Below are 14,091 nucleotides of genomic sequence, written 5' to 3' on the forward strand. Positions count from 1 at the left end.
CTGTAATTAACACTGCATTTAAGTCTAAATTGAGCAAGTAAACGTGGGTCAAGTCACAGTTACCGCATTTTATGTAGTTTTATTACCAATAATTGTCTTGTGACAACTTGCCCTGACGCTAGATGACTCTATAATCATCCCATGTTCTCAACTTAAGCGACTTTAGTCATTGTTACTCAAGTCAATTAGGTTGAAGAAAAATAGCGTTAAACCATATCGGAGATAGACATGAGACAAGCACTAGTAATGGGTAACTGGAAACTAAACGCAACTAAAGCATCTGTAGAAGCTTTAATTAACGGTTTAGTTGATGCGGCAAAAGACAATGCAACTGTTGAAGTTGCGGTATGCCCTCCTGCTGTTTTTATCCCACAAGTTGAAGCATTAACAGCTGACACTGCAATTAGCTACGGCGCACAAGATTGTGACGTGAATACAGCTGGTGCATTCACTGGTGAAAACTCAGCGGTTATGTTAAAAGAATTCGGTTGTAAATATACACTTGTTGGTCACAGCGAACGTCGTGTTATACACGGTGAATCAAGCGAAGTTGTTGCTGACAAATTTGCTGCTGCACAAGAACATGGCCTAGTACCTGTACTTTGTATCGGTGAAACGCTAGCGCAATTCGAAGCTGGCGAAACTAAAGCAGTTGTTGAAGCGCAACTTCAAGCGGTTGTTACTAAATCTGGTATCACGTCTCTAAAAAAAGCAGTTATCGCATACGAACCAGTTTGGGCAATCGGTACTGGTAAAACAGCAACACCTGAAATTGCACAAGACATCCACGCTCACATCCGTTCATGGTTAGCAGAGCAAGATGCTGCAGTAGCAAACAAAGTTCAAATCCTTTACGGTGGTTCAGTTAAAGGCGCTAACGCTGCTGAATTATTCGGTCAAGCAGACATTGATGGTGGCCTAGTAGGCGGCGCTTCACTGGACGCTGTAGAATTCTCTAAAGTTATTGCTGGTGCTTCTGCATAGTACCTATCAAAACCTAATATAGAGCGATGTTCTACTCTGAATTAGGAATAAAAGTGTAGTAATACAGATTACTTAATAATGATGTATTACTACGCTCCTTTCTTATTAAATTTATATTGTAAAAAATAAAATTGCACCAAGGCATTATTTTATTTTTCGATCGAAAGTTTCATATGAAAGCGCCAGAAGTATCACTTTAGTGATAATTATAGTCACAAGACACAGAAAATAATAGAATACATAGTTATAATAAATTAATAAAAAGTAATTATGATAACGAGAAAGTAACAGCAACAGATAAACTAAAATTGGTGTGCTAAATAAATTAACAAGCGTGCTATCACTTGCTGAAACAGTACTCTACCTAGATAAGTACAACACTCTACCTAGATAAGTACAACACTCTAACCCAATAAATAAAGTATCATCGACTGATATATTTGAGGCTTCAATGATTAAAAGAATAGGTGTTTTAACAAGTGGTGGTGATGCACCAGGTATGAACGCAGCAATCCGAGCAGTGGTGCGTGAAGGCTTACATCTTGGTTTAGAAGTTTATGGTATTTACGACGGTTATGCTGGTTTACACCAAAATCGTATTGAGAAACTAGATCGTAAATCAGTTTCTGATGTCATTAACCGTGGTGGTACTTTCCTAGGCTCTGCACGTTTCCCTGAATTTAAAGAAGAAAGCGTACGTAGAGAAGCAATTGAGAACCTTAAAAAACACGATATCGACGCACTTGTTGTGATCGGTGGTGACGGTTCTTACATGGGTGCAAAGAAGCTAACTGAAATGGGCTTCCCATGTATCGGTATTCCAGGAACAATTGATAACGATATTCCTGGCACCACTTACACCATTGGTTTTGATACTGCACTTAACACGGTGGTTGACGCAATTGACCGTTTACGTGATACCTCAACATCACATCAACGTATCTCAATTGTTGAAATCATGGGTCGCTACTGTGGCGATTTAACCATGGGTGCAGCGGTTGCCGGTGGTGCAGAATTCGTTGTAATTCCTGAAAAAGGTTATGATGAAGCTGAATTGTTAACGCAAGTCAAAGCGGGTATCGAAAAAGGCAAAAAACACGCAATCATTGCGATGTGTGAACATGTAACAAATGTAGATACACTGGCTAAACATATTGAAGCTGAAACAGGCCGTGAGACACGTGCTACGATCCTAGGCCATTTACAGCGCGGCGGTACACCAACTGCCCGTGACCGTATTATGGCAAGTCGTATGGGCTCATATGCAGTTAAACTATTAATCGATGGTGAAGGCGGTCGTTGTGTAGGTTTGATGAATTCACAAATGGTTCATCATGACATTATTGATTGTATCAACAATATGAAACGTCCTTTCAATCAAGAACTGTTTGATCTGTCTGATTCGTTATTCTAAAAGCGTGTAGTATTGATATTTTTAGATTAGATATATTTAAAATGGAATATTAATAATGCTAGAAGGCCGGCCCGCTAAAATAGTGAAGTCGGCCATATTACACTTATTTAAAAATATTAGCGTTATAGATAATCTTTTAATCTATTCAGCAATACGGATACTTAGTTCAGCGTTACCAAAGCCAAGAGACTCCAATTCATCTATGTCAAAGTTATCGAACACTACGATAGAGTCGGATAGTTTCGTCATTACTTGACCCTCAGGAACGGTTCCTCGACTATTAGGTGCATTTTTCAATTCTGTAGGTTTACCAATTTCAATTGCACCAGCATATTGCGATTTAGCATAAAAATCACCAGATACATAAGATTTGAACGGACGCAGACTTTTTCCTGTTGCGTATTGCATATTACTCAAGCCGTTTTGTGTAATCGCATAACTCCAGTCCCACCATTTTACTTCACCTGGAATATAGCGGTGATCCCACTGATACCGAATATCTGCTGATGGCTCACTACTGCGTCCCATACTAAAAGTATGGCTTCTGTATGGGCGGTTTTCAGGGTGAGTATTCCACGCATTACCACCCCAACGTAAGAAACCATTAAAGTTCGTATCATAACTAATTTTTGCATCAAACTGATAAGGATAAGAGATATCAGAACGATAAAGATCTAAACGAATAGGTAGTTGGGAATTAGCTGGAACCATTGGGCGAGCCTGTAGTGAGACCTTGTGACTGGTTGAGCCACCATTTGTATTACCAAAGCTCTGATTAGCTCCAAACTCGATAGTCAGTTTAGTTTCCCCTACCAGTGGCCACTCAAAGGTATTTTCTGTTGCAACCTTCTGTGAAAACCCGAATGTATTTGTTTTACTCCAACTAGTAGACTCATCGACCGTCAGGTCAACGACTACCTGCTGAGGAATATCACTGTAGTTCCGAGCCATGACAGATATTGTTTTAACCAATTCTCGATCAGATTCAACCACATCGCCATGCGAAAAATTACCATCGTCAACGGTATAAGCAAAGTTGTTAATCGTTATTTTTGTCTTCTCACCACAACGGTAACCAGAACATGGGCCATTATTATTTCCTTGGATAAACCATTGGTCCCCAGAGCGAGTAACATCCATATCTCTGCCAACGTATGAACTATTGTTCCCCCCAACCCAAGCATATCCGAGATAATGTGCTAAGTAGCTTAAAGGCCGCACAAAGTTATCGTAATCATTAACCAAAGCATACTGGATATCGATCTCATCGCCTTCAGGTATCGTTTTCATCGAGTAAGTGGGAATATCACTTTGGCCAGACAGAGGTACGCACCAAGTCCCTACTGGCTGATGTTGATTGGACAGTTCTTCTTTAATCACACTATTATAGCCAGGCCCCATAATTACCCATTTACCTTTTAGCCCTATTATGTCCCACTGCCCCATCTTTGATGCAAAATAATTTCTGTGCGTTGAAGCTTCGAGATGATCAACAGGACGATATCCAGCGCGACAAACATCATCACCAAGTGAATCAAGAACAATCTGATCCGTATAGATCTGTTCAGCTCTAACACCACCAGAAACGACTAGCAGAATTGAAGCTGAAAGCAGATTAAATGTTTGTATCTTTATTTTTTTCATAATTAACATTTCCCTTTCATTTATATTTATAATGTTAAAAACACTTATCATTGTTCATATTTCGAACAATGATATATATATATATTTTCATCAATACAACATCCACAGTAATAATTTTAATTCTCATTAAAAAAAAGCCTACATGCCTGCACGACTGTATTCAAAGTCATTTTTAATCAAGTGGTCGGAGGTTTATGATGAGATAAATATAAATAATGGATCGTAGAAGTTCATGAATATAAAGGAGAAGATATAGTGTTTCGTAAAAACAAAAAGGCCAACCCAATTTAAATTGGGTTGGCCTTTTCAGTTCTACCATTACTATTTAGATACTAAACGCTGTATTATTGAATCAGTTGCTCACGCAGTTTAGCCACTTTATCACGCGTTTCACTGGCTTTTTCAAACTCAAGATCTTGTGCGTATTTATACATCAGCTCTTCTAAGCGCACGATCTCTTTACTCAGTTCTGCTGGGGTAAACACTGCATACGTCGCTTTCTGCTCAGCAATATGCATCATTTGTTGCTCTGGTGTTCTACCTATATTTAAGGCATCACCGACCTTTTTCTTCAGTCCTTTTGGTATAATGCCATGCTTCACGTTATGTTCATGCTGCAAAGCACGGCGACGCTCGGTTTCGCTAATGGCTTTATCCATCGATTTGGTGATGCGATTAGCATATAAGATAGCTTTACCTTCGAGATTACGAGCTGCACGGCCAATGGTTTGGATCAACGAGCGTTCAGAACGTAAAAAACCTTCTTTATCGGCATCCAAGATAGCGACCAAAGACACCTCAGGTATATCTAGACCTTCACGTAGCAAGTTAATACCAACGAGTACATCAAATACACCTAAACGTAGATCTCGAATAATCTCCACACGCTCAACAGTATCAATATCTGAGTGTAAATAACGAACCTTAACACCGTGATCTGCAAGGTATTCAGCTAAGTCTTCAGACATACGCTTAGTTAATGTCGTTGCGAGTACCCTTTCGCCCTTTTCTACACGTATATTAATTTCGCTGAGTAGATCATCAACCTGCGTATCAACCGGACGTACTTCAATGATTGGATCTAATAGCCCTGTCGGTCGTACGAGCTGCTGAACAATTTCACCTTCGCAACGATCCAATTCATACTGACTCGGCGTTGCTGATACGTATAAGGTTTGCGGTGAGATAGATTCAAACTCTTCAAACTTAAGCGGTCTATTATCTAATGCAGAAGGCAAACGAAAACCAAACTCAACCAATGTTTCTTTACGTGAGCGGTCACCTTTATACATAGCACCAATTTGCGGTACGGTTACGTGGGATTCATCAATGACCAATAAACCATCATCAGGTAGATAGTCCAACAAGGTTGGAGGCGCATCACCCGGCGTTCGACCTGATAGATACCGTGAGTAGTTTTCAATACCCGAGCAATAACCAAGTTCTTGCATCATCTCAATATCAAACTGCACACGCTGACTCACGCGCTGCTCTTCAACTAACTTATTTGCTGATAATAGCTGCTTTTTACGCTCTGACAATTCTACCTTGATGTGCTCAATTGCATCTAAGATCTTTTCTCTTGGGGTAACATAGTGCGTCTTAGGATAAATAGTCGCGCGCTCTACTGTTTTTTCAACAGCGCCCGTGAGGGGATCAAAATAGCTAATACGTTCAATTTCATCATCAAACATTTCTAAACGCACAGCATGCTTATCTGATTCTGCTGGATAAACATCGATAACTTCGCCACGTACACGGAATGTCGAGCGTTTGAAATCCATGTCGTTACGGGTATATTGCAACTCAGCTAAGCGACGGATGATACTACGTTGGCTAATCACCTCACCCACAGACACATGCAGCATCATTTTTAGGTAAGACTCAGGATCACCCAACCCATATATAGCAGAAACAGATGCAATAAGGATCACATCACGACGCTCTAATAATGCTTTTGTCGCTGATAGACGCATTTGTTCAATGTGTGCATTGACAGCTGCATCTTTCTCAATAAAGGTATCAGTGCTTGGTACGTACGCTTCTGGCTGGTAATAATCGTAGTAAGAAACAAAATACTCAACCGCATTATTAGGGAAAAAACCTTTCATTTCGGCATAGAGCTGTGCTGCAAGCGTTTTGTTTGGTGCCATGAGCAATGTAGGACGATTCAATTGCGCAATCATATTAGCGACAGTGTAGGTTTTACCCGACCCTGTTACGCCTAATAAGGTTTGACTGGCAACGCCAGCATTAAAACTATCAACCAGCTTTTCAATCGCTTGAGGCTGATCACCACTCGGGGTATATTCAGAACATAAATCGAATAAAATCGTCATTATTTAAGATCACAACTCGGTTTTTTAATTTATATATAACCCATAATACCAATTTACACTTAGTGCGCCATAAGAATTATCTATCCTCACAGATAGTTTGATGGATAACGCCAATCAAAAACAAAACTCAATATAAAAACAAAAATGTCAAGTAGTTATCAACAGATTTTAAAAACATTGCATCTTCATGGTTGTTTTTGATACAAGCATTTAAACCGATAAGTTATCAACAGACAAAAATACACATAAAAACACACAAGCCATTGAATTTTAATACATTAAGTGACTTCAGACTAACTGGTAAACCACTTTTTTAAATCCCTAAATTAGTTGCTTTTTTACTTTTACAGATTTAATCAACAGAGTTACCCACAGATTTAGTGGATAACTCAATAAAAAATGTCATATTCAAAAAGCTCAATAAAAAAGAAACATATCGTTGTGTATAAAATAAAAATTAAACTTGTTTGGTGTCGCTCATATTTATAAAATCAATTCTATATTATTAAATATATCTGCTATATAGAAAGAAGTTAAGGATAAATGGTAGGTACAATATTGTCTGGCATAGAAATACCGCCATATTTAAATGCTTGTCGTATAAATCAATTGTTTACTTAAACTACGCTATCAATATTTCTTAAGCATCATCGTTCAGTTATTCGACAAAAAAAAAGCAAATAACCGTTTTGGCCGTTTTATCATTGACAGTAGAATCATCTAACCTTAATATTCGCCCCGTCTTCGAAACAAAGACAAGTAATTCCCCTTTAGTTCAGTTGGTAGAACGGTGGACTGTTAATCCATATGTCGCTAGTTCAAGTCTAGCAAGGGGAGCCACATTTTCTTTCTTTAACAGAGAAAGTAACGTTAGTGATTACTACACTGAATTAATATAAACGGTGTATATCATTAATTGGCTTCAAGAGAAGCACACAAATTATAAGCTTCAAGAGAAGCAAAAAGAATAATTCCCCTTTAGTTCAGTTGGTAGAACGGTGGACTGTTAATCCATATGTCGCTAGTTCAAGTCTAGCAAGGGGAGCCATATTAATTAAACGGCTTATTACATAGCTGTTTATGAAAACGAATAATTCCCTTTTAGTTCAGTTGGTAGAACGGTGGACTGTTAATCCATATGTCGCTAGTTCAAGTCTAGCAAAGGGAGCCATATTACCTAAATTGCTTATTACATAGCTGTTTATAAAAACGAATAATTCCCCTTTAGTTCAGTTGGTAGAACGGTGGACTGTTAATCCATATGTCGCTAGTTCAAGTCTAGCAAAGGGAGCCATATTACCTAAACTCCTTATTACATAGCTGTTTATGAAAACGAATAATTCCCCTTTAGTTCAGTTGGTAGAACGGTGGACTGTTAATCCATATGTCGCTAGTTCAAGTCTAGCAAGGGGAGCCAAATTCTTTATTATCAATATAAAGAGTCATAGTATGTTGTATAAATAATCACAACATATTAGCTTTGCAAGAAGCACACAAGTAATTCCCCTTTAGTTCAGTTGGTAGAACGGTGGACTGTTAATCCATATGTCGCTAGTTCAAGTCTAGCAAGGGGAGCCACTTCTTTTAATATCTAATAATCCCTCTTCATTGCACGCTTTTTCATCGTACTCTTAACGAGTAAATTAATGTTTATAACTAAAACATCTCTCCTACTAAAGTTTAATTCTTACTGAAATAGTGCCCGTTATCGCATAATCTATATCCGACTACCTCTTATACGTATTTTTATTGATCTAAACAGGTTAATCTAGCCTAACAAGGATGTAAAATATTATAGGGATAATGAAAATGACGGATTATTTTCGCTGCAACCTTTCTATCACATTTATTTTTTTATGTATGTTGATCAGTTCATTAGGTTTTGGCTACCATTCATTAAATTCATCATTGTCGATACAAGGCAGTATTGTTAATGATGCATTGAGTCAAAGAATTAGTCTTGATTCAATTACGGATGATAATGCTAAATTATTAACAGAGCGCCTCGGGCTAAGCCAATTATTTATTCAAACAGAATCTATATCTTCGAGTTGGGACGCCAATATCAACTACCCTACTCTGATCCAGTTGATCTTCCCTCAACTCGCTAAAAAGTTTTCAGGTGCCACAGATTTATTTAGTTATAAATTTAAGCTCAGATTTAATGACAAAGATAACGCACAAATTAAATTACTAATCACTTTTATTATTTCACTCTTTATCGCTTATTTATTGTGCCTTGCATCCATAAAACGATTATTAGTTAAGTTAGAAAGGAATATTCTTAGCGATATTGGTAACACGACAAAACCAAAATACCACGCATTCCCAGCTATCACCCGCCGCCTTGCCCAGCATAAAGCAGACCATCATAAAGAATTACAAGATCAGCATGATAAAATTGAAGCCCTATCAAAACAAATTAACATGGATAATTTAACTGGTTTATACAATCGATTCTACTTTCGTGGTGAGCTTGTAGATTTATTGTCGAAAAAAAATAAATCCCAATCAGCCATTCTCGCATTAATTCGCGCAACAGCGCTTGGACATATCAATAAGCACAGAGGATTTCAGCGCGGCGATACTTACCTAAAAGATATATCTAATATTCTTAAACAATGTACAAAACGTTATCCCGATAGTCGATTATACCGTGTTTCAGGCCCTGATTTCACCATTATCATTCCTAATATGACTGCAGCCGTCGCACATAAATTGGCACGAGAAATCAAAGCGAATCTTGATGACTATCAATCACTTCATGATCTAGAAAATGTTGCGTATATAGGTATAACGACCGTTCATTCAGGGCAGCAGCCTGAACAAGTATTAGCGCGTGCGGATACCGCATTAGCGAAAGCACAACTCGAAGGACCTAATTATTGGGCATTCCAACAACAAGATGCCCAGCAAGAAAATCAAGGACAATCTTATTGGAAAGATGTGATTGAAGAGATTATCAATAAACGCAGCCTGATGTTACTCAGTCAACCAGTACAACCCATCCACCGTAACATGAAAAACTACCAAGAAATTTATACTCGTTTTATTAGTAGCAACAATTCCATGCTGCCAACTCACACCTTGTTTGCAATGGCTCAACGCTTGGACTATACAGTTAAACTTGACCAAATAATTATCGAAAACATCATTAGTAATAGCCGGACACAAATGGATGGTTCCAGTCGATGGGGGGTTAATCTAACCTCACAGTCCGTGCAAAGTAGCGCATTTATTGTCTGGCTAGAACGCTTATTATTACGCGAACCAAGTATCGCGACCAATTTAGTTTTTGAAATTGATGAAGTTATGCTAGAAAGAAATATAGTCTCAAGTAAGCGTATAGTCGATATGCTGCGCCGCGTTGGTAGCCGCTCAGCAATTAGTAAATTTGGTCATGGTATTAGTTCATTCAAACTCTTTAGAGAACTAAAGCCAGATTACATAAAAATAGACAGTGGTTTAATTCAATCAATTACAGATGATAATGCAAGTCAGCAGTTTTTACGTATGATTGTTGATGTGGCTCATCGTATGAGTTGCCAAGTAATTGCCGAGGGTGTTGAAGACTTAGCGCAAAAGCAATTACTCGAGTCCATGTATGTTGACGGGATACAAGGTTATCTCATCTCAAAACCTGCACCATTAAGTAAAATAGCCTGTTAAACAGCAAAAACCCAAGGTAACGTAAGGATACTAATTAATTATTAGCCTTTTTACGTTATCAATTTACTTCTTTTCTATTGTAACAATGATACAGATACCCGATAATATGGCCTCCCATAGTAACTGTATTACTTCATCATGACCGAATATCTTTTACTGCTAGTAAGCACTGTTCTTGTAAATAACTTTGTACTAGTCAAATTCCTTGGTTTGTGCCCGTTTATGGGTGTATCGAGCAAACTAGAAAGTGCTATTGGCATGTCGTTTGCGACAACGTTCGTACTGACCATTGCTGCAATGTCTTCATACCTTGTTGAAACCTATATTTTAACGCCGCTCGGCTTAGAATATCTACGTACACTTAGTTTCATTCTCGTCATTGCCGTTGTCGTACAATTTACTGAAATGGTTGTACATAAAACCAGCCCGACCCTTTATCGTTTGTTAGGTATTTTCTTACCTCTCATCACGACTAACTGTGCGGTACTTGGTGTAGCATTACTCAATATTAATGAAAAACATAACTTTATAGAAAGTGCCGTGTATGGCTTTGGTGCTGCTGTTGGTTTTTCATTAGTACTTATATTATTTGCCGCTATGCGTGAACGGATCGCAGCAGCAAACGTCCCGGCCCCTTTTAAGGGTACTTCAATCGCCATGATCACAGCAGGTCTTATGTCACTTGCGTTCATGGGTTTTACGGGCTTGGTTAAACTTTAACTATTGATAACTATGACTACTATTCTCATTGCAATTATTACCCTTGTTATTCTCGCCGCTTTATTTGGGCTCGGGCTCGGCTGGGCAGCTATTCGTTTTAAAATTGAAGGCAATCCTGTTGTTGAACAGATCGATGCCGAGCTACCACAAACACAATGTGGCCAATGTGGCTATCCAGGCTGCAAGCCTTATGCAACAGCCGTGGCTAACGGTGAAGAAGTAAACTTATGCGTTCCAGGTGGTGCTGATACCGTTGAAAAACTTGCTGATATTATGGGAGTTGAAGTCAAGCCTATTGCAGAGCAAGAACACGACGCCAGCATAAAAATGGTTGCGCGAATTATTGAAGAAGACTGTATTGGTTGTACTAAATGTATTCAGGCCTGCCCTGTTGATGCGATTGCAGGTGCAACACGCGCCATGCACACAGTGATCGTTGATTCTTGCACCGGCTGTAAATTATGTGTTGCACCCTGTCCTACCGATTGTATCGTGATGGAACCAGTACAAGCTGCATGGAAGTGGCAGTTAGACTCTATCCCTGTAGTGAATATTAAGTAGGTCACATGATTTCATTAATCGAACAAATTAAAAATGGTAAACTGTGGCGCTACTTTGGTGGTGTACATCCACAAGAGAATAAGATCCAGTCAACGCGTTTAGCAATTACGACGGCGAGTATCCCTAAACACCTGATAATTCCTGTTAAGCAACATATTGGCCAAGGCGGTCAAATAATTGTGGTTCCAGGTGACAAAGTTTTAAAAGGCCAGCCGCTAACAGCATCCGACTCGTTTATGTCTGTGCCGGTTCATGCCCCAACGTCAGGTACGATTGAGCATATTGCACAATATCCAAGTACTCACCCATCAGCAATGCCTGAAATTGCAATAAAACTAATTTGCGATCAAGAAGATCAAGCACTCGAAAGTCAGCCAGCGCTCGATTATAAGCAGCTATCAACAGCTGAATTACAACAACATATAAGCCTAGCCGGTGTTGCTGGTATGGGTGGCGCAGGTTTCCCAACGGCTGTAAAATTAAGTGATAAACAGCCAATTGAGTTCTTACTAATCAATGCTGCAGAATGTGAACCTTATATTACTTCTGATGATGTGCTCATGCGTGAACGAGCTGATGATATTATTCAAGGGATTGAGATATTACGTCACATGATCAAACCTGCACTTTGTGTCATCGGTATTGAAGATAATAAACCTGATGCCGCAAATGCGTTAGAAACAGCGATTAAAACAGCCAATCTAAGTGCTGATATCATCGTACGTAAAGTGCCGACAAAATACCCGAACGGTGGCGAAAAACAGTTGATTCAAGTATTAACGGGTAAAGAGATCCGTAAAGGTCAGATCCCTGCACAATCAGGGGTCGTCATGCAAAACGTCGGTACTATTTATGCCGTCAAACAAGCAATCATAGATCGCCAGCCATTATTAAGCCGTATTGTTACCTTAACCGGCAAAGCATTCCCACAACCACGTAATGTAGAAGCGTTAATTGGTACGCCAATCAGTGCATTACTCAGTGAATTTGAATGCGATGAAGATAAAGCCGCTGCGATTATTTATGGTGGCCCTATGATGGGCTTTACATTACCGCACGGTCAGTTTTCACTGACTAAAACAGGTAACTGTATTTTAACGCCAATCAAAGATGAAATACCGCAAGTAAGAGAACCTGACGCGTGTATTCGTTGTGGTGAATGCTCTGAAGCCTGCCCAGTCGATTTATTACCACAGCAATTACATTGGTATAGTCTGGCAAAAGACGTTACTAAGCTTGCCGATTATAATCTAATGGACTGCATCGAGTGTGGCGCCTGTAGCTATGTTTGCCCGAGTCAAATCCCCCTTGTTCATCAATACCGTATTGCGAAAGTTGAAGTACGCGAAAGTGATGCTGAACTTGCTGCGGCAGCGATTGCTAAAGAACGTTTTGAGAAACGTAATGAACGCTTAGCATTAGAAAAAGCGCAGCGTGAACAGCGTCAAAAAGAAGCAGCAGAAAAACGCCGTGCAACAGCAAAAGCGACAACGGGTGAAGATCCTGTTAAAGCCGCGATGGAACGAATCCAAAAAGCCAAAGCTGCAGAACAAACTACAGCCGATGGTAAAACAAGTAAAGGTTCTGCAGTTGCTGACGCAATTGCCCGCGCTAAGGCGAAAAAAGCCGCGGCCGCATCCACTGATACTGCCGTTCCAGATAATGCAGCGGTAATTGCAGAGCGTAAAGCGAGAAAAACAGCGGCCAAAGCCAAACGAGAAGCCGAAGGTTCAGAATCAGTACAAGCAGCAACGAGTCCAGCTATCGAAGCGAAAAAAGCCGCCGTTGCTGCTGCTATCGCTCGTGCCAAAGCCAAAAAATCTGCCGCACAAGCAGGCGAAACCGCAGCATCAACACCAGCGCCAGCTGTTGATGCCAAGAAAGCCGCCGTAGCTGCTGCAATTGCCCGTGCTAAAGCCAAGAAAGCAGCTGCACAGTCAGCTACCACTGAATCAACCGAAGCAACTGAGTCTCCTGCGCCAGCGGTTAATGACAAAAAAGCAGCCATCGCAGCTGCGGTTGCCCGCGCGAAAGCTAAAAAAGCCGCAGCGCAGTCAGCTACCACTGAATCAACCGAAGCAACTGACTCTCCTGCGCCAGCCGTTAATGACAAAAAAGCAGCCATCGCAGCTGCGGTTGCACGCGCGAAAGCTAAAAAAGCCGCAGCGCAGTCAGCTACCACTGAATCAACCGAAGCAACTGACTCTCCTGCACCAGCCGTTAATGACAAAAAAGCAGCCATCGCAGCTGCGGTTGCACGCGCGAAAGCTAAAAAAGCCGCAGCGCAGTCAGCTACCACTGAATCAACCGAAGCAACTGACTCTCCTGCACCAGCCGTTAATGACAAGAAAGCAGCCATCGCAGCTGCGGTTGCACGCGCGAAAGCTAAAAAAGCAGCTGCACAGTCAGCTACCACTGAATCAACCGAAGTAACTGAGTCTCCTGCGCCAGCGGTTAATGACAAAAAAGCAGCCATCGCAGCTGCGGTTGCCCGCGCGAAAGCTAAAAAAGCCGCTGCGCAGTCAGCAACCACTGAATCAACCGAAGCAACTGACACTCCAGCACCTGCTGTTGATGCTAAGAAAGCGGCCATCGCAGCTGCTGTTGCCCGCGCTAAAGCTAAAAAAGCAGCTGCGCAAACAAGCGATTCACCCGACGAGGCTCAACCAACCGAGCCTGTCGATAAGAAAAAAGCAGCTATTGCCGTGGCGATAGCAAAAGCGAAAGCAAAGAAACTAGCCCAACTTGGTGACAAATAAC

At 40.4% G+C, this 14,091-nt stretch carries 8 protein-coding genes and 6 tRNA genes; 12 read left to right on the top strand and 2 right to left on the bottom strand.

Annotation, left to right across the window (positions count from 1 at the left end):
• The first annotated feature begins 228 nt into the window (after positions 1-228).
• Positions 229-984: a triose-phosphate isomerase gene (gene tpiA / locus AKG98_RS06355; RefSeq protein ID WP_067043020.1), complete on the top strand. Its 756-nt coding sequence runs from the start codon at positions 229-231 to the stop codon at positions 982-984.
• 451 nt (positions 985-1,435) lie between these two features.
• Entirely contained in the window at positions 1,436-2,398 is a 963-nt protein-coding gene (pfkA, locus tag AKG98_RS06360) for a 6-phosphofructokinase (protein WP_067043023.1), read from the top strand.
• 141 nt (positions 2,399-2,539) lie between these two features.
• On the opposite strand, the gene AKG98_RS06365 is transcribed toward pfkA, so the two are convergent.
• Together AKG98_RS06365 and uvrB are read right to left on the bottom strand one after the other, a co-directional pair.
• Positions 2,540-4,042, bottom strand: coding sequence for an aerolysin family beta-barrel pore-forming toxin (locus tag AKG98_RS06365; RefSeq protein ID WP_157534078.1), 1,503 nt, complete (start codon positions 4,040-4,042; stop codon positions 2,540-2,542).
• 344 nt (positions 4,043-4,386) lie between these two features.
• Positions 4,387-6,381, bottom strand: a complete 1,995-nt coding sequence (uvrB, locus tag AKG98_RS06370) for an excinuclease ABC subunit UvrB (protein ID WP_067043028.1) — start codon at positions 6,379-6,381, stop codon at positions 4,387-4,389.
• Between the two features lie 764 nt (positions 6,382-7,145).
• Between uvrB and AKG98_RS06375 the strand changes: the two genes are divergently transcribed.
• From AKG98_RS06375 to rsxC, 10 genes are all read left to right on the top strand, one after another.
• Positions 7,146-7,221, top strand: a tRNA-Asn gene (locus tag AKG98_RS06375).
• Between the two features lie 132 nt (positions 7,222-7,353).
• Positions 7,354-7,429: transfer RNA gene (locus AKG98_RS06380), tRNA-Asn, on the top strand.
• A 47-nt stretch (positions 7,430-7,476) separates the two neighbouring features.
• A tRNA-Asn gene (locus AKG98_RS06385) sits at positions 7,477-7,552 on the top strand.
• 48 nt (positions 7,553-7,600) lie between these two features.
• A tRNA-Asn gene (locus tag AKG98_RS06390) sits at positions 7,601-7,675 on the top strand.
• 47 nt (positions 7,676-7,722) lie between these two features.
• Positions 7,723-7,798 (top strand) — tRNA-Asn (locus AKG98_RS06395).
• Positions 7,799-7,883: 85 nt separating this feature from the next.
• Positions 7,884-7,959: transfer RNA gene (locus AKG98_RS06400), tRNA-Asn, on the top strand.
• A 231-nt stretch (positions 7,960-8,190) separates the two neighbouring features.
• Positions 8,191-10,050, top strand: a complete 1,860-nt coding sequence (locus AKG98_RS06405) for an EAL domain-containing protein (protein ID WP_067043031.1) — start codon at positions 8,191-8,193, stop codon at positions 10,048-10,050.
• Positions 10,051-10,188: 138 nt separating this feature from the next.
• On the top strand, positions 10,189-10,770 hold the full coding sequence (gene rsxA / locus AKG98_RS06410; protein ID WP_026006230.1) for an electron transport complex subunit RsxA: 582 nt from the start codon (positions 10,189-10,191) through the stop codon (positions 10,768-10,770).
• Between the two features lie 12 nt (positions 10,771-10,782).
• Positions 10,783-11,331 carry an electron transport complex subunit RsxB gene (rsxB, locus tag AKG98_RS06415; protein ID WP_067043033.1) on the top strand — a complete coding sequence of 183 codons (549 nt, stop codon included), beginning with the start codon at positions 10,783-10,785 and terminating at the stop codon, positions 11,329-11,331.
• A 5-nt stretch (positions 11,332-11,336) separates the two neighbouring features.
• Positions 11,337-14,090: an electron transport complex subunit RsxC gene (gene rsxC / locus AKG98_RS06420; RefSeq protein ID WP_067043036.1), complete on the top strand. Its 2,754-nt coding sequence runs from the start codon at positions 11,337-11,339 to the stop codon at positions 14,088-14,090.
• The last annotated feature ends 1 nt before the right edge of the window (position 14,091 follow it).

Origin of the sequence: Moritella sp. JT01, assembly GCF_001574435.1 — a bacterium.
Lineage (GTDB): Bacteria > Pseudomonadota > Gammaproteobacteria > Enterobacterales > Moritellaceae > Moritella.

What these genes read in the sequence shown, in the direction of transcription:
- tpiA (WP_067043020.1), top strand. Translation starts at nt 229, where the DNA reads ATGAGACAAGCACTAGTAATGGGTAACTGGAAACTAAACGCAACTAAA.
- pfkA (WP_067043023.1), top strand. Translation starts at nt 1,436, where the DNA reads ATGATTAAAAGAATAGGTGTTTTAACAAGTGGTGGTGATGCACCAGGT.
- AKG98_RS06365 (WP_157534078.1), bottom strand. Translation starts at nt 4,042, where the DNA reads ATGAAAAAAATAAAGATACAAACATTTAATCTGCTTTCAGCTTCAATT.
- uvrB (WP_067043028.1), bottom strand. Translation starts at nt 6,381, where the DNA reads ATGACGATTTTATTCGATTTATGTTCTGAATATACCCCGAGTGGTGAT.
- AKG98_RS06405 (WP_067043031.1), top strand. Translation starts at nt 8,191, where the DNA reads ATGACGGATTATTTTCGCTGCAACCTTTCTATCACATTTATTTTTTTA.
- rsxA (WP_026006230.1), top strand. Translation starts at nt 10,189, where the DNA reads ATGACCGAATATCTTTTACTGCTAGTAAGCACTGTTCTTGTAAATAAC.
- rsxB (WP_067043033.1), top strand. Translation starts at nt 10,783, where the DNA reads ATGACTACTATTCTCATTGCAATTATTACCCTTGTTATTCTCGCCGCT.
- rsxC (WP_067043036.1), top strand. Translation starts at nt 11,337, where the DNA reads ATGATTTCATTAATCGAACAAATTAAAAATGGTAAACTGTGGCGCTAC.